Raw genomic sequence first — 26,062 nt, 5'->3', positions numbered from 1 at the left:
CGAGGCTTGATTTTAGAATCTCGGTTGTGCAAAGCGCATTCTGCACATCGACCAATTTAAGCTTGTATTTTGGATTTCATCATGTATTTCCCATAAGCTATCTACGATTCGCAATTCAACATTCCGTTCTCTTAATGCTTTCGTTATATCGTTGATCTCAGAGACATTGAAGGGCATTTGTGTTATTTCACTCGTATAATAGCCTGCAATATCATCCTGTAAAGTGAATCCATTACTATCAAACTCATATAGGTAAAGACTTGTAGTCTTCAATACTTCCAACCACTTGTTTTCTATAACTACTACATGTGAAGCTTGAGGTAGATAGTGCTGCCTGTCCTGCTCTGTTGTTTGGTCTCCTGCATGAAAGCAGACACGCGGACAATCTCTTGGCGTTAAATAGTTTGGCAAGCATCTTTCGTTGATTGCCCATACTAGCCATTTTGTGGCATCTAAATCTGGTCGCTCAGGCAGTCGAGGATGAAAAATCATAATAGTAGGGTCTTCACTGACATGAAATAAACGCATGGCTATTTCTCCTTTATTTCCTTAATTTAAAAACAATAAAATCTGCACAATGCAAATCTTCCACAAATTGAGGATACTTCTCTAGCATGTCTTGTGATGGCTTGGGCTCTACAATAGCCTCAATAGTAAATCCAGCTTGCCTAATTGCTTGCACATAGCTTGTTAATGTTCGATGGTATAGAACGATCGGTGGGTCAGCATCTAGCTGGTGATACTCCCCTTCATAAAAATAACGTTGGACTTTCCAATACTGTTGATCTAGCTGCTCATGTCTTATCCATCCACTATTTGGTGTCACAAAGCATGGGTGTAAAATTGAAAAAATAAAAGTGCAATTAGGTTTTAATAATCGATACATCTCACATAGAGCACCCTGATAATCCTCTAAATCTTGGAGAACCATATTTGAAACAATACCATCAAATTGTTCATCTGCTAAAAATGATAGATTTTCACAATTCCCGTGTAAAAATTGAATAGCTTCCTGCTGTGGTGTTCTTTGCATAGCAATATCTAGCATTTTTTGTGAAAAATCAACAGCTGTTACTCTTGCACCCTTCTTTCCCAGCAATCTGCTTAAATAGCCTTCTCCACATCCTGCATCTAATAGATGCTTTCCATCTACCTCTCCTAGCAAAGAAAAGATAGTGGGATTTAACAGTACGACACGATGTATGTCACCCTGCTCATCGTAGTTAGCTGTATACCTTTCCGCATATCGATTCCAGCGTTGAATGGCTTGTTCTGTGTTCATATAAAGTCCCCATTTCAAAGTAAAATCGTAACGTTACGTTCTTTGTGCACTTGTCTATTTTTCCATATAAAGAAAAAAATATATAGACTTTTATTTTATTTTTTAATATCATGTAGATAGAGGCACGGCTTCTTTAAGTAAATGATAAAGCCAGAAATCCAAATAGGATTTCTGGCTTTTATGCGTTATATAGAAATTGTATGTTCAGCAACAGCTTCTTTTTTTACAGTTAGCCATCTACCAATTACCATAACGAGCAATGCAAGAAACACAATGACACCAGCAAATACAAGTGCTGCTTTATAGCTACTATAAACTTCAACCAGTTTTCCTGCGATGATCGGTCCAATAATTTGTCCAAAAGCATAAAAGGTTGTTAATAAGGAAACAACCAATCCGCTCTTTGTCGGGAAAAGCTGTCTTGCATAGGAAGTAGTTAGCGTGACAATTCCTACAAAGGTTAGACCGAATAAAAACGATGCTAGTAAAACGCTCCATACCGTTTGCGCAAAAACAGGTAGCAGGATACCAACCACCTGCAGTATGTACGCCACAAACAAAATTTTTATAGCTGAAAACTTCTCTAATAAGACCGTCCAAACAGGAGCAGATGGAATAGCCGCTAGCCCCACAATGACCCAGCTATAGGAAGAGTAAGCTTGAAGAGAAGGAATATTATGAATAATATCGACTAAAAAAGTACCTGTAATAATATAGCCTAACCCCTCTAAGCCATAGGATAAAATCAGCCATGGCATAAAACCCTTTGTCATTTTTGTATCAAGAGATTTCGTAACTTTTGTGCTGTCCTGCACCACTAAACTTCTCCATAAATAAGAGGTGATAAATAAAAAAATCGCTGATAAAATTCCTAAGCCCGACCATGCACCCTGCCAAGCAAATTTTGCTTCTATAGCAGGTACACATAAACCTGAAATAGCAATCCCTAAGCCTATGCCACTAAATACATAGCCAGACCATCGTGATAATGAATGCTTCGCCAAGTAATCCATAATAATACTCGATGTTAACACAAAAATAAGGCCCCCTGTAATGCCAGCAATTAAACGCAGAACTAGCCAGACACTATACACTTCTATTAAGCCCATTAATATAACAGATAGGACATTGGTAACAACACTTGCCATTAAAACATTTTTACGTTGACGATAAATGAACCCTGCCCATAATGCGCCAATGAAATAACCAATATAATTGCTTGAAGCTAAAAACCCAGCCACTTCCAATGAAAATCCTACATCATGACGCATAAAGGGTAGAATCGGTGTGAAGGCAAATCGACTAATCCCCATTGCAACAACCAATAATAAAATTCCTCCAAAGACAATCCCTATATGTTGTCGATTCATGATGAACCCCCTCCCATATTATTCTACTGTAATTAAAAGGATACAGAGCGCAAATTAATAAATCTAATATATAATGTATATAAAAGCATAAAAAAAATTTATGAAAGGTGTAACGACATGAATTTACATGCTCTACGTTTATTTACAAAGGTGGCTGAACACAATAGTGTTTCCAAAGCGGCACAGACACTTATGATTAGTCAGCCTGCTGTAACCATTCAAATTCGAAATTTAGAGAAAGAACTAGGTTTGACATTGTTAGAAGCCAAAGGTAGGGGCATTTCGCTAACACAAAATGGTACTTTTTTATACAAACAAGCACAGCGCTTATTTGATCTAGAAACTGATATTGAAAATAAAGTTGAACAGCTTAAAAATACAGGCAATGAAGAATTGCAAATTGCCTCGACACATGTTCCCTCCCATTTTTTACTACCTAAGTGGTTAGCTCAATTTAAACAAGTTTATCCAGCCACACATATTCATTTAAAGACCGCCAATTCCCAGCAAGTGATTGAGGATTTACTTCATTATAAAGCTGATTTAGCTTTTATCGTCAAAGAAGATGGACATCATGCTGATATTAATTATCAATTTCTAATGAATTTGGATTATTGGTTTATTGTGCCGTACAATCATCATCTGGCAGGTCAAACAGTATCCCTTGCAGAACTTATGCAGCAGCCCTTCGTCACAAGGGAGGATGGTAGTTCCACAAAAGAATACTTAAATGCCCTATGTAAAGTGCATAAAATTCCTCCACCGAAAGTAGGTTTACAGCTAGACGGGATTAATGAATCCATACATGCCATTGCAGCAGGTTTTGGTACGATGCTAGCACCATCCATAGCAGCTTCTAGCTTTATATTACAGCAGCAAGTTGCCCGCGTTTTTATTAAGGACATTGATATCCAACGACCGATCTACCTTTGTACAAGAAAAAATGAATTGCATCACTCCACATCCTTTAATAACTTTCTTCACATCATCAATGAATCCATCATGTAGTAAGAAGGCACTCTCAAAAAGGTGCCTTCTTTTGTTATCTATCAACACTTGTCAAAGCTGTAAAAATGTAGTTAAAAAGGTGCGTTTATTTCTTTAGCCACCATGCTAATATTCGTTTTTTTGTAGACTTAATAGTTTTTATAGCCTATAATAATCCGTGTTATTATCAATAAACGAACATTAAGGTGGTTTTTATGTCTGAATATACGCACATTTTCAAAGGAACAGCTTTTACTAGTAAATCTGCTACTGACGTTCACATTTTAAAGGATTATTTATTTTTCATTAATGCTGACGGCATGATTGTTAAAACTGTCGCTCCTGAACAAGCTGATTACCAACAACTATTAATTACATATCAAGATCAAAATAACTTCCACGCATTAGCTGAAGGGCAATATTTCCTACCAGGATTTGTCGATTTGCATGTACATGCACCTCAATGGGCACAATCTGGGACAGCTTTAGACATTCCCCTTTACGATTGGTTAAACACATATACTTTCCCTATCGAATCAAAATTCTCCGATTTAGCATTTGCTCAAGAAGTTTATGAGGATTTAGTAAGCACACTACTTGCCAATGGTACAACTACATCATTATATTTCGCGACAGTTCATAAGGAGGCCAGTGTACTTTTAGCGAAAATCTGTGCTGAAAAGGGTCAGCGAGGATTAGTCGGAAAAGTAGTCATGGACGATCCTGAACAGAATCCAGATTTTTATCGAGATGAAAACACAAAAACCGCATTAGAGGATACGGAGGAATTTATTTTAGCTGTAAAAAATTTAGCCAAAACGACTAAACAGGGTGTTTATCCTGTTGTCACTCCTCGCTTTATTCCAAGCTGTACAGACGGTGCCTTAAAGGGTTTGGGTGAATTAGCTGCGAAATACGATACACATATTCAATCACACTGTAGTGAAAGTGACTGGGAGCACAGCTACGTCAAAGAACGACTCAACAAAAATGATGCCGTTGCCTTACATGACTTTGGTTTGTTAGGTGATAAATCTGTCATGGCTCATTGTAATTTCTTAAGCGATGAGGATGCCAGATTATTTGCTGAAACTGGCACTGCCATAGGCCATTGTCCAATCTCTAATGCCTATTTTGCTAACAGCGTGATTCCAATCGCCCGCTTTCATGCAATGGGCGTTGATATTGGACTAGGTTCAGATGTTTCAGGCGGATTTTCACCAAGTCTTTTTGATAATGCAAGACAAGCTGTTATGTCATCGAGAATGCTAGAGGATGGTGTAGATACATCCATTTCCGCCGAAAAGCGTGGTGTCCCAAATTCACGCATTACAATAAATGAGGCCTTCTATCTTGCGACAGCTGGTGGTGGAGAAAGCTTAAGTCTTCCAATTGGCCGTTTACAGGAAAACTATACATGGGATGTACAAATTATCGATACAAAAATTCCTACTGCTAGGCTTCCGATTTTTGATCAAAATGAAGATTTACACGATATATTCCAAAAAATCATGTATCTTGTACGCCCAGAAAATATCCGCGAGGTATGGGTGCAAGGAAATAAAGTTCATACGAGAGGCTAATCATTCTCTTAATCTATAATAAAAATCTATCATTTTGAGGTGTACAACATCGTGGAAACACAACATAGAAAACTAACTAATCAAACAAAACAAACACAATTAACCGTATTACCAGATGAAAAAATTTCGCTCGGTCAGTCTGCTCTTCTCGGTTTACAGCATGTTATGGCGATGGATGTTTATGTGGTGCCTTTTTTAATTGCCATGCTAATCGGTCTACAAACTGGTCAGGCAAGCGCATTGATTCAATCAACCTTTATTGCTGCTGGGATCGCGACAATTGTGCAAACACATTTTTGTATGAAATTACCGATGGCACAAGGTCCATCTTATGTTCCACTTGGAGCCATTGTTGGGATCTATGCAGCAAGTGGTAGTGGTGATTTAGGCTGGAGTACTGTGCTAGGTGCTAGTTTAATTGGAGCCATTTTGGTTATTATTTTAGGTTATACAGGAATCTTCAATAAAATTGTCCAAACATTTATTCCACCAATTGTTGGTGGAACGATTATCTTTGTAGTAGGACTATCCTTAATGCCTGTTGGTTTAAGTGATAATATTTTTAATGGAGCAGGTGCATCCATAAATCAAAACATTTATTTAGCGCTGATCACAGCATTCGTGTTAATTATTTGTGTCATGTTAGGCACAGTCTTCCATCAAAAAGGACGTCTATTCCGAATTGCTTCTGTCATCATTGCCTTAATTGCTGGTAGTATTGCAGCAAATATCATGGGTGTTTTAGATTTATCTCCTGTATCGCAAGCCAAATGGTTTAGCATGCCACAAATTCCATTTGCAGATTTTAGTTTTAGCTTTAATTTTTCTGCTATTATCACAATGGTCATTATATATATTGTCTTAATGGCAGAAACAACAGGAACATGGTTTGCTATTAGCAATGTCATCGACCAACCTTTGACAAATAAACAAATTAATCGTGGTGTTATTGGTGAAGGAATTGGCTGCTTTATTGCTTCTTTATTTGGTTCCACTCCTGTTACTGGTTACTCAACAAATGCGGGTGTTATCTCTATTACTGGGATTGCGAGCCGTCGTGTCTTTATAGCTGCAGGTATTTGGTTTATCGTTTTCGGCTTCTCTGGTAAACTAGCAGCACTCATCTCAGCAATTCCTTCAGCTGTTATCGGTGGTGTATTTGTGATCGTCTGCGGCATCATTGCCATTAGTGGTTTACAGGTCATGAAAAATGAACATATTGGTGAAAAGGAAATGTATGTCATCGCGATTCCTGTTATTTTAACGTTAGCATTGACATTATTGCCTGATGATTTCCTGTATTCCTTACCTACAACTGTGCAGTATTTATTTGGTTCGCCTATTGCAACCGCTGCGCTCGTAGCGATTTTCCTTAATAAAATTTTACCAAGCTCAAAATAGTAGCTATCTACAACACACAGCATCTTTAGTCCATTCGGATTGCAGGTGCTGTGTCTATTTATTTTCTAAAATTTCTGTTTCCTTTTCTAAAAATCTGTTATACTAGAGCAAAAAAGTAGGGATTAGAATGGACTATGATGTCATAATAGTTGGTGCTGGCTCCATGGGGATGGCGGCTGGTTACTATTTAGCAAAGGAAGGGAAAAATGTACTTATGCTAGATGCCTTTACTCCACCACATGAAGAAGGTAGTCATCATGGGGATACAAGAATCATTCGCTTTGCTTATGGTGAAGGAGCTAGCTATGTACCTTTTGTAAAAAGAGCTGGCGAGCTTTGGCAAGAGCTAGAGTCATTAGCAAATGAAAGCTTATTTTTACAAACTGGTGTAGTTAATATTGGAGCGCCAACATGTGCCTTTATTCAAAATGTGAAGGCTAGTGCTGCGCTCTATAATTTAGCACTTGAACACTATTCACCTGCTGAGGCGATGAACAAATGGCCAGGGTTATTCTTACCAAAAAATTTAGTTGCTTGCTTTGAACCAACTGCTGGTGTCCTTCGTATTGAAGCATGTATCCAAGCCTATAAAAAATTAGCCTTAGAGGCGGGTGCAAGCCTCCGAACAAATGAAAAAGTATTGGCTATCCAAGCTAGTGATATTGTACAGGTACAAACTGTACATAGTAGCTATAAAGCAAAGCAATTAATATTAACGGCGGGTGCATGGGCAACAGAGCTACTACAAACAGTGGACGTGAGCATACCCGTTACACCAACGCGGAAAACCTTTGCATGGTTTGAGGCAGATGAGCAGCTGTATCGTGATGAAGTTTTTCCAGCCTATTGCTTTGAATTTGCCGATTCAACCTACTACGGTTTTCCAAGTATTGAAGGAGCGGGGTTAAAACTTGGACGACACGATGGTGGTGATATAGTTAATCCAAACGACCCTCTACGTCCGTTTGATGCGTCTGATGCTGTTGACTTACAAAACTTCATTGATCAGTTTATGCCTCAGCATGGAACGCTTAAATACGGAAAAACATGTAAGTATTCGATGACACCAGATGAAGATTTCATTATCGACTTTTTACCTGAACATCAGAATATTGTGATTGCTGCAGGTTTTTCTGGTCATGGCTTTAAATTTAGTAGTGCCGTTGGGGAAGCTCTTGCAGATTTAATTGTAGAAGGCAAAAGTAAACAAGATTTATCTCCCTTTAAACTTAGTCGATTTTAGCAAAAAAGGATTGGTACAACGGTTAGACGTTGCACCAATCCTTTATTTTGTTAACATTGTTTGAAACTGTTGCCAATCATATAAACGTGGAAGATTTACATGCTGGTTGTAAGATTGATTCTTTAAGATTACCTTAGTTGTCACATCATGAAGTGTCTCAAGTACTGCTGGTTTATCATCTACATAAATATCTAAAGCAAGCTCTTTTATAATGGCTACTTTTTCTGCATCTTGCATGCCACAGAAAAAATGACCGTCTGTTATTGGAAAGCCCTGTGCTTCCATCCAAGCTTTTGTTTGCGCACAATATTGTTGTGGACGAGATGTAATATAGTAAATGTCATGTCCCTGCTCTGCTAAAGCTTGGAGGGTTTTTAATGCACCGTCAAAAGATGGACAGTCCGTAAAATAGATTTCTTCCAATGCGCTATTCCACATGGCTGAACCTTCCTCATCCGTTAATCCAAATGGTTCATGAATTTCTACTCGTTGTATCGCTTGAAAGGTTTCAAAGGAAACATTTTTGCCAAGCTTTTTATTATAAAGCGAAAAGGCATGTGCTCGTAAATCAATTAATGTGTCATCTATATCAAAGCCAAACTTCATCTAGTTGTTCGTCCTTTCACGAAGCCTTGTTTATAAAGTTAGAAGCAAATGTCTGCTCTTTTTCAATTTGTTTTGCTAATACTTCCTCAATGGCTTGCTCACGCATTTGTTGAAAATATTGTACGTTAAATTGTGCTAGTGTATCTTTATTTAGCAAGGATGCAAGACAATCTGCATCTTTTAGTGCACTATTCAGCCCAAAAGCGCCTGTTGGTGTCATTGTGTGAACGGCGTCCCCTAGCAAGACAAGGCCCTTTGTCCCCCAACTATTACAATGGCTACTAAAGACATCAAGCAAAACAAAATCCTGCCAGGAAGTTATCTGTTCCTGTACTGTCTTCGTTAATGCTGGAAATGCCTCCACAAGCTGCTGGATAAAGGGTGTAAATGCTAGTTTTCGAAGCTGAGGGAAACTACCTTGCTCAATATTCCAGCCTATTTGAAGATAACCACCAACTTGTGTAAACAATGACAGCTGCTTATCATCGATGAGTGCCATTTTTATAGATGGTTCCCAATCAGCTGGTGCAGGGATTTTAGCCCACAGTAAATCAAAGCCATGCTTCTGTTTCTGAACATCAATATGTGCTTGCTTACGAATAGTAGAATAACGACCATCCGCACCGATAATTAACTGACTATCGATTTTTATAGGGTCTCCGCTTTTTATCGCCATAACGCCTCTATAATGACCTGTAGCATCCGCAATCAGCTTTGTAACCTTTGTATGTAGCAGGCATGTAAAGTTAGGGAACAGCTGTGCTTTTTGTAAAATTCCTTTTAATAAATTTGCCTGTGGTACATGAATGCCTAAATGTCCTATTGCTTCATCTGGAAGAATTGTTTTAAATGCTCTGCCACCAGCATAATACTCGAGCTTCTCCATTCGTAATATACCGAGTGCCTCGACTGCTTCGAAAAGATGGTGGCTTTTTAAAACAGCCTCCCCCTCCTCATTTAAATGCTCGCCACGAAATGCCTGACCAAGTGCTACATTTTGCTCTAATAAAATCACTGACAGCCCTTTTTTAGCAAGTAGGTAGGATAACAATGCACCAGCAGGCCCTGCCCCTACTATACAGACATCTGCTTGATAGTTCACTTTTCTTCACCCTGCTCTGGATAAGCAATAATACGCAAATCCTCGCCTATTTTATCAAATGAAGCAAACTCAACATTCCATGCCTCATCCATGAGAGAGGGATTATAGCCAGCAAACGGCGTTAACGATAGATTTCCACCCAAAACTTTAGGTGCTATATATACTACATATTTATCGATTGCACCCTGCTGTAAAAAGGAAGCATTTATTTTACTTCCACCTTCTAGCAAAATATCTGTTATACCGTGAATATAAAGTTTTTCAAGCATCTCATCAATCTGTAGTCCATATTCATTTTTTTGTACAGGTAAAACTGTAACACCTTTTTCTGTAAATAAATGAATCTTTTCTTGGCTTACGTCGTCACTACAAACAAGAATCGTTGGTGCATCCTCTGTATTTAAGACATTTGCATTGTCAGGTGTACGTAGAGAACTATCCATAATAATACGTGTTGGATTTTTTCCATATCCTTCTTTTAGTCTTGTTGTTAAAGAAGGATTATCAGCAACGACTGTACCCACGCCAACTAAAATTCCATCTACTTCATGACGAATATTGTGAACATCCTCACGTGCAGCCTCTCCAGTTACCCATTTTGAATGTCCTGTATGCGTAGCAATTTTCCCATCTAAAGTCATAGCAAATTTTGAAATAACAAAAGGACGGTGCTTAAGCATATTGTGAATAAAACGCTCATTTAAACGGCGCGCTTGTTGCTCTAAAACCCCTACTTCGACCACTATTCCTGCATCTTGTAGCAATTGAATACCACGACCTGCTACAGCTGGATTTGGATCTTGCATAGCAACTACCACTCGACTGACACCAGATTCCTTCACTAAATTGGCACAAGGTGGTGTCTTACCATAATGTGAACAAGGCTCTAATGTTACATATAATGTAGCACCCATTGCATGCTCTCCAGCCATTCGAAAAGCATGCACTTCAGCATGTGGTTCCCCTGCTTTTCTGTGTAAACCTGTGCCTACAATCACACCGTTCTTCACGATTACAGCTCCAACAAGTGGATTAGGGTTCGTATTTCCTTTAGCACTAGCTGCTAAATCCAAAGCCAGTTGCATATACTTTTCATCTACATTCATCATCATCGCAACCTCCACCTATTGCTTTTCACGCATATGTCCAGATTTTTCAACTTTCGTTTCTAAATAAAAACGATTCGTCTCTGTCAAACCGCCCCATAAAGGAACATGCCCTTCCGCAGCCATGCCACGAGCCTGTAATGCAGCCAATTTCTTCGGATTATTTGTAATGAGTGTTACTGGTTTGGTACGCAGTGTAGCTAATACCGCAAGTGCTTCGTCATAGGATCGTGTATCATCTGGAAAGCCAAGTGCATGGTTTGCTTCAACTGTATCGAGCCCTTCCTCTTGCAATAAATAAGCAAGAGATTTAGAGAATAGTCCAATACCACGACCTTCATGATCAGCTAAATAAAATATAGCTCCACAGCCATGCTCAACTATCATTTTCATAGATTCATGCAACTGGTATCCACAATCACAACGCTGGCTGCCAAATATGTCGCCTGTGTGACAAATACTATGCATTCGGATTAAAGCACCTTCTGAATGGGTAAAATCACCATATACAAGCACAGAGGATTGTTGTAAAAATGCTAAATTGGCAGCGGCTAATCCATCAATGATTTCTTCTTTAGTTAAATCCGCATCAATTTTAAGCCAGTTATACCATTGAAAAGTTGCAGAAAAATCACCTTGTTTTACAGGTAATTTCACTGGCCCAACTAGGCAAATATTCTCTGTATTTGTATGCTTTACTAATGTCATTTTATCTTTCACTAAGTCCATCACTTTAGTCGTAATTGTCATATTAATCTCCAACCTTCTATAGAAACAGTTGGCTAAATTCACCAACTGAGCACATGTATTTTCACATCACTTACATAACGTAACTTAGTTTATAATAATAACTAAAAAGTGTCAATCAACAGCTATTACTCTTTCATTATAATTATTAGAGATGAGAATTTTATTATTACTTTTTCATCATATACTACTAGCTTATGGAGATGCTATTTTTTCTGTGCAGGCTAGTCTATAATAAGCTGTGGTACTGTAATGACGAAAGGAAGTTTAACATGAACTTAGAAAAAAATGTTCAACTAAAGCAACCAAAATATCAACAAATAGCCATTGATCTCGCCTCCAAGATTGTTGAAAGAAAATACAGCATTGGCGATAAAATATATGCAAGATCCTCTCTTGCCAGTCAATATAATGTTTCCGCTGAGACTGCAAGAAGAGCTATTGCCGTTTTGCAAGACTTAGAAATTGTTGAAGCTTCAAAAGGTAGTGGTGTAATTATAAAATCGTATGAAAAAGCGGCTCATTTCGTCAGACAGTTTCATGATGTACAATCGATTCATGAAATACAAAATGAGCTTTTGACAAGTATTCAAAAGCAACATCATGAATTGATTAATTTACAAGACAAGGCAAAGCAACTAATTAGCCGCACAGAGCATTACCGATCAGTCAATCCGTTCATTCCTTATCAATTAGAAATGACAGCTGATAGTCCATGCATTCATCAAACTGTACAAGCTTTAAATTTTTGGCAAAATACTTCTAGTACGATCGTAGGTATTCGACGTGGCAATGAATTATTACTATCCCCCGGTCCTTATGTCTCATTTGAAGAAGGGGACATTATTTATTTTGTTGGAAATGATGAAAGTTTCGCTAGAGTTCAAAGCTTTTTATACCCAAATTAAAATCCGTTTAAGCGCTGATATAACAGCGTTTAAGCGGATTTTTTCTTATTTGTCGATTTGACAAAAGTAACAACCCTTTGCTACAGTAAGGTTGTTACTTGTTTATTTTTGGGTATCATTATCCTCACATAGTAATAATCTACGAAAGGAGTGCTTCTATGGAAAAAATTAAAATAGAACACGTATCAAAAGTGTTTGGCAAACATATTCCCCAAGCACTAGAACTCGTTAAGCAACAAAAAAGTAAGACTGATATCTTAAAAGAAACAGGTGCAACTGTTGGTGTATACGATGCAAGCTTTACTGTCAACGAAGGAGAAATCTTCGTTATTATGGGATTGTCAGGAAGTGGCAAATCCACGCTTATACGGCTTTTAAACCGCCTAATTGAACCAACGAGCGGAAATATATATATCGATGGAGAAAATATTTCTACCATGGGAAAAGAAAGTCTACGGTCTGTAAGAAGAAACAAAATGAGCATGGTTTTCCAAAACTTCGGTTTATTCCCCCATCGTACATTACTTCAAAATACCGAATATGGCCTTGAAATTCGAGGTATTCCAAAAGAAGAACGGCAAGCAAAAGCTGAACAGGCTTTAGAAAATGCCGGATTACTCGCTTATAAAGACCAGTATCCAAATCAGTTATCAGGTGGTATGCAACAGCGTGTTGGTTTAGCACGAGCCCTTGCTAATGATCCTGAAATATTACTAATGGATGAAGCATTTTCAGCCCTTGATCCATTGATTCGCAAGGAAATGCAAGATGAGCTACTCGATCTACAACAAACATTGAAAAAAACAATTTTATTTATCACACATGATTTAAATGAAGCATTACGCATCGGGGATCGCATTGCCATTATGAAGGATGGCTCTATCATTCAGATTGGTACGGGAGAAGAAATATTAACCAACCCAGCAAATGATTATGTTAAAACATTCGTGGAAGATGTGGATCGTTCTAAAGTATTGACAGCTGAAAATGTCATGGTACGGCCCGTTTATGTCAATACAGACCTAGATGGCCCTAAAGTGGCACTAAAGCGGATGCGTCAAGAGGCTGTTAGTTTATTAATGGCTGTTGATAAAAATAGACATTTAAAAGGCTATATTACTGCTGACGATGCACTGGCTGCAGCAAAGAAACAAGAGCAAACCGTCCATTCTATTGTGCAATCAGAAGTGTTAACCGTTCCACCAGATATGCTACTACAGGATATTTTAGGGATGATTTATAATTCTCCTACTCCTATTGCCGTTGTGAAAGATGGTCGCTTGCTTGGTGTACTAATTAGGGGCGTTGTCATCCAAGCACTGTCAACTAGCGATGAGGAGGCCGAAGCACATGAATAACTTTTTAGATAATATTCCAACATTACCACTAGCTCCGTGGGTAGAATCAGCTATGGACTGGTTGACGAGTAATTTTTCAGCGTTCTTTAACTCTATTCAGCAATTCGGAAAACTACTCATGAATCAGGTCACTGATTTATTAATTAGTATCCCAGCCATTATTCTTATACTTCTTGTCGTGATATTTGCCTTCTTCGTTTCAGGCAAAAAGTTAGGGCTTGCTGCATTCTCATTAATAGGCTTGTTGTTTATTTATAACCAAGGATTATGGACTCATCTTATGGAAACAACCACGCTTGTGATCTTTTCCAGTATTATATCCATCATCATCGGTATTCCACTAGGTATCTTAATGTCAAAATCAACGGTAGCTGAAAACATTATTAAACCAATACTAGATTTCATGCAAACAATGCCTGGCTTTGTCTATTTAATTCCGGCTGTCGCCTTTTTTGGCATTGGTATCGTACCTGGAGTCTTTGCATCCGTTATCTTTGCTTTACCCCCTACTGTACGTATGACAAACCTCGGTATTCGTCAAGTACCAAAAGAATTAGTGGAAGCTGCAGACTCCTATGGTAGTACAGCTAGCCAAAAATTATTTAAAGTAGAAATCCCACTTGCTAAATCAACCATTATGGCAGGGATTAACCAAACCGTTATGCTGTCACTTTCTATGGTAGTTATTGCCTCTATGATCGGAGCTCCTGGTCTAGGACGTGAAGTATTAACAGCCCTACAACGTACCCAAGTTGGGAATGGCTTCGTTGCAGGTTTAGGTTTAGTTATTTTTGCGATCATTATTGACCGTTTAACACAAAGCTTCAATAAAAAGAAAGCATTATAGAAATGTCATCTTTCTTGCTACCATCCATCCTCCGATGGATGTCGGCAGTTTGATACAAAATGATGAAGAGAAAGGGAGATTCGATGAAACTGAAAACACTATCAAAGTTAGGAATGGCTCTAGGTCTAGGCTTCATGCTTGCTGCATGTAGTGGAGGTGACTCAGGCTCAAGTTCTGGAAAAAACAGTGATTCTAAGGAGGTAAACCTTGCCTATGTTGAGTGGGATACAGAAATTGCCTCAACGAATGTTGTTGGGCAGGTACTCGAAGATTTAGGTTATGATGTAACATTAACTCCTTTGGATAATGCGATCATGTGGGAGGCTGTCTCCAAAGGAGAGGCTGATGGAATGGTTGCTGCTTGGCTACCACATACACATGCTTCACAATATGAAAAATATAAAGCTGATTTAGATGAGCTAGGTGAAAACCTTGCTGGTGCAAAAATCGGTTTAGTTGTACCAAGCTATATGAATGTCAATTCAATTGAAGATTTATCTAATGAAGCAGATCATACAATCACTGGTATTGAGCCAGGTGCGGGCATTACTGCTGCTACCGAAAAAGCATTAGAAGAATATGATAATTTAGCAGACTGGAACTTTATTACTTCTTCTTCTGGTGCGATGACAACTGCATTATCCAAAGCGCTGAAAGATAAGGAAGAGATTATTGTCACAGGCTGGTCACCACACTGGAAATTTGCCAAATATGATCTTAAATACTTAGAAGATCCAAAAGGTGTTTATGGTGGAGAAGAAACGATAAATACATTCGTACGTAAAGGCTTAAAAGAAGATTTACCAGATGTATATTCGGTACTCGATAACTTCCACTGGACAGCAGAAGATTTAGAAAGTGTTATGTTAGAAGTAATGGGTGGTAAAGATCCAAAAGACGCTGCAAAAGAATGGGTTGATGCTAATCCAGATAAAGTGGCCGAATGGACAAAAGATGTAAAAAAATAATATAAAAACAGGCACTCCTTTTATGCAGGAGTGCCTGTTTAATTATGATAGCAATTTCAACATTATTGCTGCTCCTAATACAAGGACAATACAAACGATGCGTCGCCAATCCTTAGATTCATTAAAAAACAGCATACCTAGCAGTGCTCCTCCAGCTGCACCAATCCCTGTCCAGATCGCATAGGCAGTACCCATTGGTAATGTTCCCATCGCATAGGCAAGGCCTGCAAAACTTAAGGTGAATGCACCAATCAACAGTCCTAAATTTTTCATACTCTTCGTCTTATTATATTTACTAATCATATATACGCCCAACATCTCACATAACCCTGCAACAACTAATGCCATCCATGCCATTATTCACTCACCTCTTGTTCCTTAGGCTCTCCTGTTACTAGCTTTAAGCCTACAACTCCTGCAAGTAACACAACAATACATAGGATTTTTGCTAATTTCCACGGCTCTCCAAATAGCAAGCTATCCGCACATACAGTACCAGCTGTCCCTAATCCGACAAAGATTGCATAGACGGTCCCAACTGGTAGATGCTCACCTGCTTTAATGAGCAAATAAAAACTAATAAAAATGGCAATTGCTGTACCAATCCATTCTAGTACACTTGTTGCATGCTTTAACCCAATGACCCAGCCAACTTCAAAGCAAGCCGCTATAATGACGCTGATCCATTGTTTATTCATCATAAATCCCTCCATTTTATAAGACACGGCCGACTAATTGGATGGTCCAACTACTTTTTCAGCATTCGCCAAATGACTTGATTTTAGCCAAACAAAAAAAGCCTGAAGAAACTGTCTTTAAACAGTATCTCCCAGGCTTTTATCCTTCCGTGTCACAAAATCAATTTGTGGTTTTCTCTCGGACCAGACTAGCAAGCGCTACGGAACCCTAGAAAACTTTTATTCGATTATTACTCTTAGTATAGCAAACTATTCAATGATTTTCCACTGGTACATAGCCGACCTTTTCTACCATTGCCTGCCCTTCCTCAGAAAGTATCCAATCAATCAGTTTCTGTACATTTTGATTTTCTGTTCCTGCTGTGATGGCATAAAATTCAGACATTAAAGGATATGTACCATTTTGAATATTTTCTTTTGTTGGTGCTACTCCATCAATAGATAGTAATTTGATCTTTTTGTTACCAACCATCTCTGTAGAATAATATCGAAACGTAAAGCCCAAGGCATTTTTATAATTTCGATATTGCGACACTTCACGAATGATTCCGCCCATTCCTGATGCAACATCTTCAGTGGGTGCCTCCATGATAGGCGTATTGCCCATCAGTTTTTCTAGTGTCGTTTGGCTTCCACTATCCGCTGGGCGTTGGAAAGCACGAATGGACTCATCCTCCCCACCTACTTCACGCCAATTAGTTATTTCTCCAGCATATATTTTTTTGACCTGCTCAAGTGTTAAATTATCGATTTTATTTTTACGATGCACAAAAAAGACAAATGCCTCTCGACCAATTGGCGTCATATCAAATGTAAGTCCTTCCTTTTCTGCTTGCCATTCTTGTGAGGTGGACGGGGCTGCCACAAAGATCAAATCAACATCTCCAGCTATTAAATTTTGATAGGCCTCTGGTGTACGACTTACTTGAACTCTACTATTATATGGAGGATATTCACCTTTGGGATAAGTAGCCTCCACAAAAGCCGCATATAAAGGGTACATGGCTGTTGCACCATCTAGTCGTGGTAATGACTCTGTCAATTGTAAGGAAGCTTTATTTTTCACTATTTCATTGCCAGGGACAAATGGCTGATAGACTGTTACATCAATTTCCGCATCAACAGTGGGAATACTCATTTTATAATAATGTTGAATCGGTTTAATGGCTGCAATCAACAGGGCGATTCCCATGACACCAAATAGCAAGCCCCTTCGTTTTTTTGTGTTGGTCCATTTAAACATGCTACAAACAATCCAGACAAATAAACAAACGGGTATAGTAAAGACCAAATTAATTAAATGTAGCCCACCACTTAATGTGATAATGAATGCAACCATTAATGTCACAACGGATAAACCAAATAGTATCGATACTATTTGTATAAACTTAAGCATACAAAACCTCCCTAGTGTAATTTTACACTCCTTACACCAATGGTACCCGAAAGCTAAAGCATTCACAACTATATATTCTGAAAATTATGGTAAAATTAATTTTGTCTTGATTTTAATGAATGCTTTTTGTACGAATGTGGTATATCAAATATAGAAAACGCTCTTTATAGAAAAGGAAGCTTTTCGAATAATCTCAAAAAATCTCGACAACTATGCTAAGGCATAATTGATATAAGTAGGAGGATGTACATATGGCAATTGAAAAAGTACGTCGCCATTTAGCACAATGGCATGTAGAACACAAAATACAAGAATTAGAAGAAAGCTCCGCAACAGTTGAATTAGCAGCACAGGCGCTTGGCTGCGAGCCAGAGCGCATAGCAAAATCTTTATCTTTTCTTGTAAACGATGGAGCGATCTTAATTGTGGCTGCTGGTGATGCTAAGATCGATAATGCAAAATATAAAGCCGTATTTGGTACGAAGGCAAAGATGTTATCCAAAGATGATGTAGAGACGATGATTGGTCATGATGTCGGAGGTGTATGTCCTTTTGGTGTGAACGAGGGCGTAGCCATTTATTTAGATGAATCTTTAAAACGTTTTACTACAGTATTTCCAGCGTGCGGTAGTAGTAATTCAGCCATTGAGGTAACCATTTCAGAACTTGAAACATATGCTCCCTATAAAGAATGGATTAATGTCTGTAAAGGCTGGAATGAATAAGGACCAAACGATTGGCGAGACTTTTAAAAGTCTCGCCAATTCATGTTGTTGAAAAAAGATAATATCGCTAGGAGAAATAATACCTTTTGGCAAGGTAAGGGTTGATTTCCGTTCCGCCAGCGTCCTTTCCAGGGGGCGTTCCAATGAGCCGCTTCTCTCACTTACGTTTGCTCCAGGGACTCATCAGTGACGCTAAATCTCCTAGGAGTGACGCTGGCTCCTCTCCAATCAACCATTCTGCAAAGTGTCTTTACTTTTTTAATAGTAGCATAGTAATAAAATCGCCCATTATCTGTATTCATAGAGAGGGGATAAGCTCTTATTTTCAATGTGGAGAAGTGATGAGTGACAAGAAGTGAACACCTTCACTTTATTTGAAAACCTTTGCTAAAAAGATAACATTTTTGTAGGTTGGAGTGGAAGGCTACTTGACTCCCATGGGATAGCGAGTCAGGCGAAACCCTGCACGGAGCGGAGCGAAGGAAGCGGTTCGGCGCTCGCCCACAGGAAAGCAAGTAGCCTGCAACGGCAATCCATTTTCACCTTCTAAAAAAATTTTATGGGTGGTTTTGTTTTTCAGCACGATAGATTTGCTATTCCTTGTAACCAACGGCTAACCAATGTGAATCCCATTCTGTAATTTGATTGCCTACCCGACAACTTAAACCACATGCTCGATTATCAGCAACAAATGAGCCAATTAGCCACTTCTTAGCGTGATATCCTTCTTTTAACTGCACTGTTATGCTAGGCATCTCCACATATTGTTGATAAATAAACAAATTATCAACATAGTGCTTGGATGTGGAAGCATTTACTCTCCGCCCACTTCCTGCGTAAATTTCTACTGTATTTCCCTCACGTGAATAAACAGGCTTCTTGACATAAGGTACATCATCTCGAATAAATGGTTCTGCTGTAAGGTATGTAGGAAGCATATATTGCAAAATAGCTGCTCGTTCCTCGGAAGTAAAGAGCAATGGATCATTTCTCCGCTCCCATATTAACCATAATAAGATTTTCGATTGTAATACATAGGCAGCAGGTGGATTAATAATTGCCAGCTGTCGTTTTTTGACAAGCTCTAAAAGATGCAATCCAATGCGATCACCATCCGCTGCCACATCATCTATTAAAAACTCTACAGGGTGTGCGGGTCTAAATAAAATATCAATTTTCTCCATTGTAGGTGTATAAAGACCTTGTGCTACCTCAGACGTGTCACTAGAAAAGATGATAAGTTCTTGAATGGGCACATACTCAATGGCAAAAGGAATACAGGACTTGATAAACTGTACCTGGCAATACTCTTCGTAGTCCTCTTTCGCTGTTTTTCCTGTGATGACAATCTTTGGCTTTTTGACATTATGTAAGTATTGGATGGCAGCAAAAAGGGCGCCCGACAATGCTTTTTGTAAGGCTGTTACATCATTAGGATTTTTATAGCCAAAATGCTGACATAATGCGTCATTCATCTTGAAGGTTTCTTGTACAAGAAAAGGTGTTTCTCCATTTAGCTCTAAACATTTAATGTAGCCCTCCTCTGTACAAATAAAATCAAAGCGTGCCAGAATTGATTGCTGCTGTAAATAATCTAACTGAATATATGGGATCATTTCCGGTCGAATACCTAAGGCTAAGAGCTGATCGACCGATAAATGTTTAAATTGTTTCCCGACTTTTAAAAAGATGCGCCAAAGTATTTGTGTTGCATAATGAAGTTGATCAATTTGTTGCTTTGGCAATTCTAAAACATCATATAATGCATACTCTAAATCCTCAAAGTCAGGAAAGAAGTCAGGGAATTTTGAGTAAAATGCTTGTCGTTGCTGTGTGTGATTCATCATGTTCTTCACTCCCTATCCAAACCTTACGAGGAGGACGAGCCGCCACGAGATGCCCCACCAGAACCAAAGCCCGATTTCCCTGTGCTTGAGGAAGAGCTATTGGAGTAGGAATTGGAACTCTTTGATGAACTATCCGTCGAATAGGAGCGTTGTCCACTCGAATAAGAATTTGATCCACTTGAAGTTGAGCTAGCCTTATTTTGCGTACTGTTTGTTATACCATTTGTTGGTTTACTTTCATCCTTACCGCTTGATGACGATCGTGGCACTGCTGAGCCGCCACCATTGCTTTGCTCATCTAGATCTGTACCATTTTTTAAATTGCGACTTTTATAAATCGCACTTCCTATCATGGCTCCAGCCGTTGCATACATCAAACCATTAAAGAAATGCTGTGCATAGTAAGGTGAATTTTCATCGATACATTCAAAGGAACCATCATCACCCTCTTGCCATTCATCACAGGCATCAGCCATTTCACTCTTGTAAACACTTTCTATTTCATCACCTGTAATTGCTTGGTTTTGATCTTCAGTTACCTGATTAGAAGTAGTTAAAGGGTATTCTTCTGCTGTCTGAGTTTCACTATTTCCACATGCTGCTAGCTGTACAGCCATCAAAGATGCCGTTGTCACAGCCATATATTTTTTTATTTGCTTTGCCATATTATAAACGCTCCTTTATTTCTTGTACCTAGTTTACGAATATCTACCATTTTAGGTTTCATTTTTTACAAAAACATACAATTTATTTTAGCAGAAAAAATCCCAAACAGTAGGATTGTTTGGGATTTACAGTGTTTTATGATTGTTTTGACACGACTTTTTTTCCATAAGTCATATATCGCCATAATTTTTCAAATGGCCCTATTGTAAAGAACTTAAACCAAATCACGCTAAAAATTATTTGAATGATAAACGTAATACTCGCTATCACTACAATTTCTGATGGTGAAACTACTTCTAGCCCCATTAATGAAATGATGGCTGTTCCAATAAAGCTTTGCGCTAAATAATTTGTAAAGGCCATTTGCCCCACACGTCCAATTGGCTGAAGTAGCTTCGCTATTGTTTTATGTTCTAATAGAATAAACAAACAACTTAGATAAAAATAGGTTGTTGGAACAACCCCTAAGCCAATGATAGATTGAAGCTGTTGGTCATCTGCTTGTGAGGCAAACCAAATCCATAATGAAAATCCAATAAAGAATGGGAAAGTACTGTAAAGCAGCCGTTTTATTTTTTGACTATGCGCTCCAATGTGCCTAATCCAATCAGCTTTTGCTACTAAAAATCCACTTAAAAACATAATAAAGATGGCTACGGCATCATTGCCTAAAAAGCCAAATATAGCTGAAGAAACCGCATTAGACGGCATATACATTTGTCCTAATAATGCCAGAATATGCAGTGTGATAATCGTAAACAACCATTTAGAAATGGTTGAAACCTTCGCAGAGTAAAATGGTAGCAATAAAAAACCAATCACTGCGTAAATGGCTAGAATAGAGCCCCAAAAAATAAAAATATGAATAATACCTATAACCAATAAAGCAACTAAGCGTCTTGCAAAGCGCATTCTCGGTCTATCGCCTCGCGCTTCTGCACGTGTAGCAAAAATATAAAAACCAACCCCAAATAGGAATGAAAAGATTGAGAAAAATTTCTTTTCTATAAAAATATTAATAAGTGAATCAATAACCCCATTGATTCCACTCATATCAGGCATTGGTGCACCCTCTATTATGAGCTGATAGGCACCTACATTAATAAATAAAATACCAAATAACGCTAATCCTCGTATAATATCTAAGGAAATGATTCGTTCTTTTTGTGTAACGGATGGCTTCATGCTGAAAAACTCCTTATCTTTTATGCTATAGCTAGCATAACTCCCCATCCTTACAACTAATTATTTTTAAGCTTACAGGAACCTTACAAATCAAAAAGAATAGTCTTATAGTTTTTTATCCTCTTCTACGATGAAATATTACATATTTTATAGTAAAAACATCGAAAAGAGAGGTTTAGGAGATGAAAAGAAATCGCAAGCTCGGTTTTTGTTATCCTGGCTACCGATACTGTGGTCCCGGCTGCTCAGGACCAGGTACGCCTACAAATGCAGTGGATGCTTGCTGTAAACTGCATGATGAATGCTATGAACGCCACGGTAGCACAAAATACTGTGATGAATTGTTTCAACAATGCCTCCGTCCCCATATGAACGACCCTAATAAAATGGCTAAAGACGCTAGACTATTCTATAGGGTTTTTGAATTACGCAATCGTTTCTTTTAAAAGCAGATAAAGCTCACGATGTTTTTAATAACCGCGTGGGCTAGCTTTTTGTATAGATAGCATATTTTTGTGGAGTCGTAAAACCAAGCTTTGTGCCTAGGTGAATGGATCCTGTATTCGAAACATCACAATCCCAACAAGGCTTTAGCTGGTTGACAAGACAATGATCTATAAATGTTTCTGCAATGCTACTTGCTAATCCTTGTCCTCTAAATTTTGAATCTGTCATAATATCAATTTCTGCATACTCATTTGATTTAAAAATAGAGACGGCTTCACTAATGATTTCTTCTTTATGTACAAAACAAAAGCCGAAGCCATTTTTGAGGAAATTAGAGGTAGAATCCCAATATTCCTCATAATATGTCTGATCAAATTCCAGTGAATTTTTAATCAAGGGTTCAGTAATAGATTTGACTTGGTAATCACGTTCCCCATGCTTCTCTCGATGATTATAAATATTTTCATCAAATGTAAATGTATAGCGTTCTAGCTTTCTCAGCTGATTATTTAACAATTGTTCGATTTTAGTATTCCACTGTTCAGAATAAGAAAATAAGGTAAACCGTTTCTGTTGTTCTATAGCCTGTTGAAAGCCATAGGCAAGCTGATGATCAATCGAAGTCTTACTTTCATCTCCATATACATAGTATATCCCTGATTTCGTGTGGAATAATAATGTTCGAAAAGCAGCTGTATCGGAATAGACAGCTCCTTCTATCATTCGATCTAGTATACTATAAACAAATGTCGGGGCTCTTGAAATAAATTGTTTAATGATAGGATATTGCTCTTTCGAGACTTTTATCATGCTATTTCCTCCAGTATTTTGCAGTATGTATCATTTCTATTATAATAAACTTCAATCCATATGAAGGGACTGAATTATGCGCAGATAGCAATATTTTTCATCCAACATCATCATAATTTTGGAGGTAAAAGTATTGATTGAAAATATCGACACGGAAAGATTACGGTTATGAAAAATGGGTAAAGCTGATGCTAAAAGTTTATTAGCTATTTGGTCTGATCCCGATGTAACCAAGTATATGAACATTACTCAGTTTACACAAGAAGAGCAGGCCTTGGAAATGATTGAACTTCTAGAACAATTAGCTAAGCAACACAAGGCAATCCGCTTCTCTATTTTTGACAAGGCATCCAATCATATCATTGGCTCATGTGGCTTTAATATGCTTGATTATGACAATGCTCTGACAGAGATTGGCTATGATTTGGGCAAGGAATATTGGGGAAAAGGCTATGCAACAGAAGCTATAACTGCTTTAATTGATTATGCCTTTAAGCACTTAAAAATGGAAAAAATTGTGGCGGAAGTTGACGCTGCCAATATCAATTCAATCAAGGTTTTAAAAAAATTGAATTTCATTTATCAAGAGAAGCACAATACTGAAGATACTCTACAACTTTACACTTTAACAAAATCGTAATAAGAAAAGGCTAAGCATGGTAGAATTCAACCAATACTTAGCCTTTTTGATTAATGATGCATGCCGTGATTAATTTTCCCTGTCAGCTTTTCTATTTGTACTTCAAATAGTTCAATTTTTGGCATAATCGGATAGCCTTCTCTTTCAAATGTCCATTCAGGATTGCCATACTTCTCCAGTAACGCATCAAAGAACCATTCTTTTTTAGATTCCTCTTCAATCCTTACAATATGCCCAAACAGCACCACACTTTGATAAACTAGTGCGGATTGACAGGCATATTTTTTGCCTGGATGTAGATCACCCATTTCGCAAACTTCTATACAAATTTTAGGATTATGTTTGATATTTGACCAAAAGTGACTTTCTCGAAGATTACCAATATGCAAGTATAGTTTGTCCTCCCCTTCATATACATAGACAAACGGAATAACATAAGGAAAACCTTCCTCATCAACTGTTGCAACATGCGCCACTTTTCCCAACTTTAAGTATTGCTGTGCGTCCTCTTGTAAAATTTCCACACGTTTGTTTTGAATCGTACCTCTCATCATTTCTTAACCCCTTCATGAAAATATGTACCGATTAATAAACGTCGTTAAACCGTTTATTCCAAACATATATATATATTACATCTTTAACAAAACTAAAAAAAGGGTAAATTTTTCAGTAGAATAATAAAAGCCAAGGATGCACTAGTATAGCATCCTTGGCTTTCTTGTTATTTAATTGGAATCCAAATTTCTGAATACGAATCAGGGCTATAAGCATCCTCTTCAGGATAAACCTCCAACTCCGCTGTTCCTGCTGGTTCATATGGGTTGGATGGAAACCACTCTGAATAAATTTGTTTCCACGTATTTTGCATTGCATCAGGCATAGGTCCATGTACTTCAAAGATAACCCATTTGGATGCAGGTACTTCCATTGTTAAGAGATCTTCTCCTACTTCTCCTACATGATCAGTAGCAATCCAATAATCAATGAAGCCCTTTTTTCCCTGTTCAGTATTTGGTACACAAACACCTAATACGCCATTAACCGTGCCATTATTTAATTGGTATAGCTGGTGATCAAAGCCACTTTGGTTTACCTCTTGCCAAAATAGAGGTATTTCCGTTGTGTTCTCCCCATTTTGACAGTTGTATGTTCTTTTTACACCCACAATTTGAAACTTGTCTTTTTCAATAATTTTATATTTCATTGGTTCTGCTCCCTTCAAGCTTACCTGTATGACCAGGCGATTATATGATTGTAATGGTCCTTGCTTCTTTCTTGCTTCACTAGGCGTAACATGGTGCTGTTTTCGAAACGCTTTAGTAAAGGCTTCAGGAGTTTCATAGCCGTATTTGTAGGCGAGATCGATTATTTTTTGTTCAGTACCCAGCAATTCTTGTGCAGCTAATGTTAATCTTCTTCGCCGCAGATAATCTGCAATAGACATATCTGTCAAAATGGCAAATGTTCGTTGAAAATGAAAGACAGATGAATTAACCTCCTGCGCAATCTGTTCAATCGTAATATCTTCTAATAAATGTTCCTCCATATAATTAATGGCCTTTTGTATCGACTCAATCCAACTCATTGCTCTCACTCCTTGATTCCATATTAAAATAGATCTTGCTATATAACCTGTCTTTTTATGCTAACTTCGGACAGGTTAAGATCTAACCGTATTGTTAGTATCTCTCCTTTGCTTAACCAACATAAAAAATATTGTAGGCTATAGAATGCATATTTTATAGTTAAGTTTAGTATAAACAGAAATGAAATGGAGGTTTTTTCTTGGTAAAATGGCAAGATCTGCTGCTATTTGCTTGAACGAAAGACAATCAATTATTAATTGTTTTGGAGGAAAAAAAACATGGGCTGATCCATCAGGTGGTAAGAGGCAGTAGACACTTTGAGGCACGCTACATTCAGGAGGATTTATAAAGAAACAGGCTATCTCATAAAGATTATTAAAGAAATTATGAAGTTGTGGATGTTCATGACTTTGAAACTGTCCTTGTTGGGGGAAATAATAATCCAAGATCCAGATGAATTAATTTATGACATTGCATGGAAATCAAAGGGAGGAGGAAACCCGATTGCCATTAACCTTTCCAAACAATCGAGTATATTTTTTATTAAAAAAAGT

The 26,062-nt window shown here is 37.9% G+C and carries 27 protein-coding genes and 1 riboswitch; of the genes, 11 read left to right on the top strand and 16 right to left on the bottom strand.

Annotated elements, in window-relative coordinates; translation table 11 throughout:
• Nucleotides 1–12: 12 nt before the first annotated feature.
• The 3 genes from HCH28_RS07905 to HCH28_RS07895 form a co-directional block, all read right to left on the bottom strand.
• Entirely contained in the window at nucleotides 13–528 is a 516-nt protein-coding gene (locus HCH28_RS07905; protein ID WP_221680506.1) for a DUF6886 family protein, read from the bottom strand.
• Between the two features lie 13 nt (nucleotides 529–541).
• Entirely contained in the window at nucleotides 542–1,282 is a 741-nt protein-coding gene (locus tag HCH28_RS07900) for a class I SAM-dependent methyltransferase (protein WP_221680505.1), read from the bottom strand.
• Between the two features lie 185 nt (nucleotides 1,283–1,467).
• A complete protein-coding gene (locus HCH28_RS07895) occupies nucleotides 1,468–2,652 on the bottom strand; it encodes a YbfB/YjiJ family MFS transporter (protein WP_221680504.1) in 1,185 nt (394 codons plus the stop codon).
• Between the two features lie 117 nt (nucleotides 2,653–2,769).
• Here HCH28_RS07895 and HCH28_RS07890 point away from each other — a divergent pair, with 117 nt between their 5' ends.
• From HCH28_RS07890 to solA, 4 genes are all read left to right on the top strand, one after another.
• Nucleotides 2,770–3,660 carry a LysR family transcriptional regulator gene (locus tag HCH28_RS07890; RefSeq protein WP_221680503.1) on the top strand — a complete coding sequence of 297 codons (891 nt, stop codon included), beginning with the start codon at nucleotides 2,770–2,772 and terminating at the stop codon, nucleotides 3,658–3,660.
• A gap of 194 nt (nucleotides 3,661–3,854) precedes the next feature.
• A complete protein-coding gene (guaD, locus tag HCH28_RS07885) occupies nucleotides 3,855–5,222 on the top strand; it encodes a guanine deaminase (RefSeq protein ID WP_221680502.1) in 1,368 nt (455 codons plus the stop codon).
• Between the two features lie 51 nt (nucleotides 5,223–5,273).
• The gene (locus HCH28_RS07880) at nucleotides 5,274–6,623 is read left to right on the top strand and encodes a uracil-xanthine permease family protein (protein WP_221680501.1); all 1,350 of its coding nucleotides are present in this window, start codon (nucleotides 5,274–5,276) and stop codon (nucleotides 6,621–6,623) included.
• Nucleotides 6,624–6,750: 127 nt separating this feature from the next.
• Nucleotides 6,751–7,866, top strand: a complete 1,116-nt coding sequence (solA, locus tag HCH28_RS07875; RefSeq protein WP_221680500.1) for an N-methyl-L-tryptophan oxidase — start codon at nucleotides 6,751–6,753, stop codon at nucleotides 7,864–7,866.
• Nucleotides 7,867–7,908: 42 nt separating this feature from the next.
• On the opposite strand, the gene HCH28_RS07870 is transcribed toward solA, so the two are convergent.
• From HCH28_RS07870 to HCH28_RS07855, 4 genes are read right to left on the bottom strand one after another with little or no spacing between them, the layout of a single operon-like run.
• On the bottom strand, nucleotides 7,909–8,472 hold the full coding sequence (locus tag HCH28_RS07870) for a 5' nucleotidase, NT5C type (protein WP_221680499.1): 564 nt from the start codon (nucleotides 8,470–8,472) through the stop codon (nucleotides 7,909–7,911).
• 16 nt (nucleotides 8,473–8,488) lie between these two features.
• The gene (locus HCH28_RS07865; protein WP_221680498.1) at nucleotides 8,489–9,574 is read right to left on the bottom strand and encodes an FAD-dependent monooxygenase; all 1,086 of its coding nucleotides are present in this window, start codon (nucleotides 9,572–9,574) and stop codon (nucleotides 8,489–8,491) included.
• The gene (gene ribD, locus HCH28_RS07860) at nucleotides 9,571–10,683 is read right to left on the bottom strand and encodes a bifunctional diaminohydroxyphosphoribosylaminopyrimidine deaminase/5-amino-6-(5-phosphoribosylamino)uracil reductase RibD (protein ID WP_221680873.1); all 1,113 of its coding nucleotides are present in this window, start codon (nucleotides 10,681–10,683) and stop codon (nucleotides 9,571–9,573) included. Before ribD ends, HCH28_RS07865 begins: the two co-directional genes overlap by 4 nt.
• 15 nt (nucleotides 10,684–10,698) lie before the next feature.
• The gene (locus HCH28_RS07855; protein ID WP_221680497.1) at nucleotides 10,699–11,430 is read right to left on the bottom strand and encodes a GTP cyclohydrolase II; all 732 of its coding nucleotides are present in this window, start codon (nucleotides 11,428–11,430) and stop codon (nucleotides 10,699–10,701) included.
• Nucleotides 11,431–11,699: 269 nt separating this feature from the next.
• Here HCH28_RS07855 and HCH28_RS07850 point away from each other — a divergent pair, with 269 nt between their 5' ends.
• From HCH28_RS07850 to HCH28_RS07835, 4 genes are all read left to right on the top strand, one after another.
• A complete protein-coding gene (locus HCH28_RS07850; protein WP_004232302.1) occupies nucleotides 11,700–12,335 on the top strand; it encodes a GntR family transcriptional regulator in 636 nt (211 codons plus the stop codon).
• A 158-nt stretch (nucleotides 12,336–12,493) separates the two neighbouring features.
• Nucleotides 12,494–13,693 (top strand): quaternary amine ABC transporter ATP-binding protein, encoded by a 1,200-nt coding sequence (locus HCH28_RS07845; RefSeq protein WP_221680496.1) that lies wholly within the window; start codon nucleotides 12,494–12,496, stop codon nucleotides 13,691–13,693.
• Nucleotides 13,686–14,540, top strand: coding sequence for an ABC transporter permease (locus tag HCH28_RS07840; protein ID WP_016991840.1), 855 nt, complete (start codon nucleotides 13,686–13,688; stop codon nucleotides 14,538–14,540). Before HCH28_RS07845 ends, HCH28_RS07840 begins: the two co-directional genes overlap by 8 nt.
• Before the next feature lie 83 nt (nucleotides 14,541–14,623).
• Nucleotides 14,624–15,508 (top strand): glycine betaine ABC transporter substrate-binding protein, encoded by an 885-nt coding sequence (locus HCH28_RS07835; RefSeq protein WP_221680495.1) that lies wholly within the window; start codon nucleotides 14,624–14,626, stop codon nucleotides 15,506–15,508.
• 42 nt (nucleotides 15,509–15,550) lie between these two features.
• On the opposite strand, the gene HCH28_RS07830 is transcribed toward HCH28_RS07835, so the two are convergent.
• The 3 genes from HCH28_RS07830 to HCH28_RS07820 form a co-directional block, all read right to left on the bottom strand.
• Nucleotides 15,551–15,865: a DMT family transporter gene (locus tag HCH28_RS07830; protein WP_221680494.1), complete on the bottom strand. Its 315-nt coding sequence runs from the start codon at nucleotides 15,863–15,865 to the stop codon at nucleotides 15,551–15,553.
• Nucleotides 15,865–16,206 (bottom strand): DMT family transporter, encoded by a 342-nt coding sequence (locus tag HCH28_RS07825; RefSeq protein ID WP_221680493.1) that lies wholly within the window; start codon nucleotides 16,204–16,206, stop codon nucleotides 15,865–15,867. The genes HCH28_RS07830 and HCH28_RS07825 overlap by 1 nt, the downstream gene beginning before the upstream one ends.
• Before the next feature lie 126 nt (nucleotides 16,207–16,332).
• Nucleotides 16,333–16,429, bottom strand: a riboswitch (guanidine-I (ykkC/yxkD leader).
• Between the two features lie 30 nt (nucleotides 16,430–16,459).
• Entirely contained in the window at nucleotides 16,460–17,602 is a 1,143-nt protein-coding gene (locus HCH28_RS07820) for a PstS family phosphate ABC transporter substrate-binding protein (protein WP_221680492.1), read from the bottom strand.
• 251 nt (nucleotides 17,603–17,853) lie between these two features.
• Here HCH28_RS07820 and HCH28_RS07815 point away from each other — a divergent pair, with 251 nt between their 5' ends.
• On the top strand, nucleotides 17,854–18,327 hold the full coding sequence (locus tag HCH28_RS07815; RefSeq protein WP_221680491.1) for a YbaK/EbsC family protein: 474 nt from the start codon (nucleotides 17,854–17,856) through the stop codon (nucleotides 18,325–18,327).
• 593 nt (nucleotides 18,328–18,920) lie between these two features.
• On the opposite strand, the gene HCH28_RS07810 is transcribed toward HCH28_RS07815, so the two are convergent.
• The 3 genes from HCH28_RS07810 to HCH28_RS07800 all read right to left on the bottom strand — a co-directional run bounded on the left by HCH28_RS07810 (nucleotide 18,921) and on the right by HCH28_RS07800 (nucleotide 22,025).
• The gene (locus tag HCH28_RS07810; RefSeq protein WP_221680490.1) at nucleotides 18,921–20,174 is read right to left on the bottom strand and encodes a glutathionylspermidine synthase family protein; all 1,254 of its coding nucleotides are present in this window, start codon (nucleotides 20,172–20,174) and stop codon (nucleotides 18,921–18,923) included.
• A 23-nt stretch (nucleotides 20,175–20,197) separates the two neighbouring features.
• Complete coding sequence (locus HCH28_RS07805; protein ID WP_221680489.1) at nucleotides 20,198–20,839, bottom strand: hypothetical protein; 642 nt, start codon at nucleotides 20,837–20,839, stop codon at nucleotides 20,198–20,200.
• 136 nt (nucleotides 20,840–20,975) lie between these two features.
• Nucleotides 20,976–22,025, bottom strand: a complete 1,050-nt coding sequence (locus HCH28_RS07800; RefSeq protein WP_221680488.1) for a DUF418 domain-containing protein — start codon at nucleotides 22,023–22,025, stop codon at nucleotides 20,976–20,978.
• Nucleotides 22,026–22,207: 182 nt separating this feature from the next.
• Between HCH28_RS07800 and HCH28_RS07795 the strand changes: the two genes are divergently transcribed.
• Nucleotides 22,208–22,471 (top strand): phospholipase A2 family protein, encoded by a 264-nt coding sequence (locus HCH28_RS07795; protein WP_221680487.1) that lies wholly within the window; start codon nucleotides 22,208–22,210, stop codon nucleotides 22,469–22,471.
• A 40-nt stretch (nucleotides 22,472–22,511) separates the two neighbouring features.
• On the opposite strand, the gene HCH28_RS07790 is transcribed toward HCH28_RS07795, so the two are convergent.
• Nucleotides 22,512–23,282 carry a GNAT family N-acetyltransferase gene (locus HCH28_RS07790; RefSeq protein ID WP_221680486.1) on the bottom strand — a complete coding sequence of 257 codons (771 nt, stop codon included), beginning with the start codon at nucleotides 23,280–23,282 and terminating at the stop codon, nucleotides 22,512–22,514.
• 175 nt (nucleotides 23,283–23,457) lie between these two features.
• Here HCH28_RS07790 and HCH28_RS07785 point away from each other — a divergent pair, with 175 nt between their 5' ends.
• Nucleotides 23,458–23,922, top strand: coding sequence for a GNAT family N-acetyltransferase (locus tag HCH28_RS07785; RefSeq protein ID WP_255600958.1), 465 nt, complete (start codon nucleotides 23,458–23,460; stop codon nucleotides 23,920–23,922).
• 50 nt (nucleotides 23,923–23,972) lie between these two features.
• On the opposite strand, the gene HCH28_RS07780 is transcribed toward HCH28_RS07785, so the two are convergent.
• Nucleotides 23,973–24,476, bottom strand: coding sequence for a pyridoxamine 5'-phosphate oxidase family protein (locus HCH28_RS07780; RefSeq protein WP_255600957.1), 504 nt, complete (start codon nucleotides 24,474–24,476; stop codon nucleotides 23,973–23,975).
• A 167-nt stretch (nucleotides 24,477–24,643) separates the two neighbouring features.
• On the bottom strand, nucleotides 24,644–25,507 hold the full coding sequence (locus HCH28_RS07775; protein ID WP_221680485.1) for an AraC family transcriptional regulator: 864 nt from the start codon (nucleotides 25,505–25,507) through the stop codon (nucleotides 24,644–24,646).
• Nucleotides 25,508–26,062: the final 555 nt, after the last annotated feature.

This window comes from Lysinibacillus sp. K60 (genome assembly GCF_019731275.1).
GTDB classification, from domain to species: domain Bacteria; phylum Bacillota; class Bacilli; order Bacillales_A; family Planococcaceae; genus Lysinibacillus; species Lysinibacillus capsici.
The sequence above is the reverse complement of the archived record's forward strand: the minus strand, read 5'-3'. Positions and strand labels throughout refer to the sequence as shown.

Bases quoted from the DNA above. Each gene is read 5' to 3' on its own strand.
- HCH28_RS07905 (WP_221680506.1), bottom strand. From the start codon at position 528: ATGCGTTTATTTCATGTCAGTGAAGACCCTACTATTATGATTTTTCAT.
- HCH28_RS07900 (WP_221680505.1), bottom strand. From the start codon at position 1,282: ATGAACACAGAACAAGCCATTCAACGCTGGAATCGATATGCGGAAAGG.
- HCH28_RS07895 (WP_221680504.1), bottom strand. From the start codon at position 2,652: ATGAATCGACAACATATAGGGATTGTCTTTGGAGGAATTTTATTATTG.
- HCH28_RS07890 (WP_221680503.1), top strand. From the start codon at position 2,770: ATGAATTTACATGCTCTACGTTTATTTACAAAGGTGGCTGAACACAAT.
- guaD (WP_221680502.1), top strand. From the start codon at position 3,855: ATGTCTGAATATACGCACATTTTCAAAGGAACAGCTTTTACTAGTAAA.
- solA (WP_221680500.1), top strand. From the start codon at position 6,751: ATGGACTATGATGTCATAATAGTTGGTGCTGGCTCCATGGGGATGGCG.
- HCH28_RS07870 (WP_221680499.1), bottom strand. From the start codon at position 8,472: ATGAAGTTTGGCTTTGATATAGATGACACATTAATTGATTTACGAGCA.
- ribD (WP_221680873.1), bottom strand. From the start codon at position 10,683: ATGATGAATGTAGATGAAAAGTATATGCAACTGGCTTTGGATTTAGCA.
- HCH28_RS07855 (WP_221680497.1), bottom strand. From the start codon at position 11,430: ATGACAATTACGACTAAAGTGATGGACTTAGTGAAAGATAAAATGACA.
- HCH28_RS07850 (WP_004232302.1), top strand. From the start codon at position 11,700: ATGAACTTAGAAAAAAATGTTCAACTAAAGCAACCAAAATATCAACAA.
- HCH28_RS07845 (WP_221680496.1), top strand. From the start codon at position 12,494: ATGGAAAAAATTAAAATAGAACACGTATCAAAAGTGTTTGGCAAACAT.
- HCH28_RS07840 (WP_016991840.1), top strand. From the start codon at position 13,686: ATGAATAACTTTTTAGATAATATTCCAACATTACCACTAGCTCCGTGG.
- HCH28_RS07835 (WP_221680495.1), top strand. From the start codon at position 14,624: ATGAAACTGAAAACACTATCAAAGTTAGGAATGGCTCTAGGTCTAGGC.
- HCH28_RS07830 (WP_221680494.1), bottom strand. From the start codon at position 15,865: ATGGCATGGATGGCATTAGTTGTTGCAGGGTTATGTGAGATGTTGGGC.
- HCH28_RS07825 (WP_221680493.1), bottom strand. From the start codon at position 16,206: ATGAATAAACAATGGATCAGCGTCATTATAGCGGCTTGCTTTGAAGTT.
- HCH28_RS07820 (WP_221680492.1), bottom strand. From the start codon at position 17,602: ATGCTTAAGTTTATACAAATAGTATCGATACTATTTGGTTTATCCGTT.
- HCH28_RS07815 (WP_221680491.1), top strand. From the start codon at position 17,854: ATGGCAATTGAAAAAGTACGTCGCCATTTAGCACAATGGCATGTAGAA.
- HCH28_RS07810 (WP_221680490.1), bottom strand. From the start codon at position 20,174: ATGATGAATCACACACAGCAACGACAAGCATTTTACTCAAAATTCCCT.
- HCH28_RS07805 (WP_221680489.1), bottom strand. From the start codon at position 20,839: ATGGCAAAGCAAATAAAAAAATATATGGCTGTGACAACGGCATCTTTG.
- HCH28_RS07800 (WP_221680488.1), bottom strand. From the start codon at position 22,025: ATGAAGCCATCCGTTACACAAAAAGAACGAATCATTTCCTTAGATATT.
- HCH28_RS07795 (WP_221680487.1), top strand. From the start codon at position 22,208: ATGAAAAGAAATCGCAAGCTCGGTTTTTGTTATCCTGGCTACCGATAC.
- HCH28_RS07790 (WP_221680486.1), bottom strand. From the start codon at position 23,282: ATGATAAAAGTCTCGAAAGAGCAATATCCTATCATTAAACAATTTATT.
- HCH28_RS07785 (WP_255600958.1), top strand. From the start codon at position 23,458: ATGGGTAAAGCTGATGCTAAAAGTTTATTAGCTATTTGGTCTGATCCC.
- HCH28_RS07780 (WP_255600957.1), bottom strand. From the start codon at position 24,476: ATGATGAGAGGTACGATTCAAAACAAACGTGTGGAAATTTTACAAGAG.
- HCH28_RS07775 (WP_221680485.1), bottom strand. From the start codon at position 25,507: ATGAGTTGGATTGAGTCGATACAAAAGGCCATTAATTATATGGAGGAA.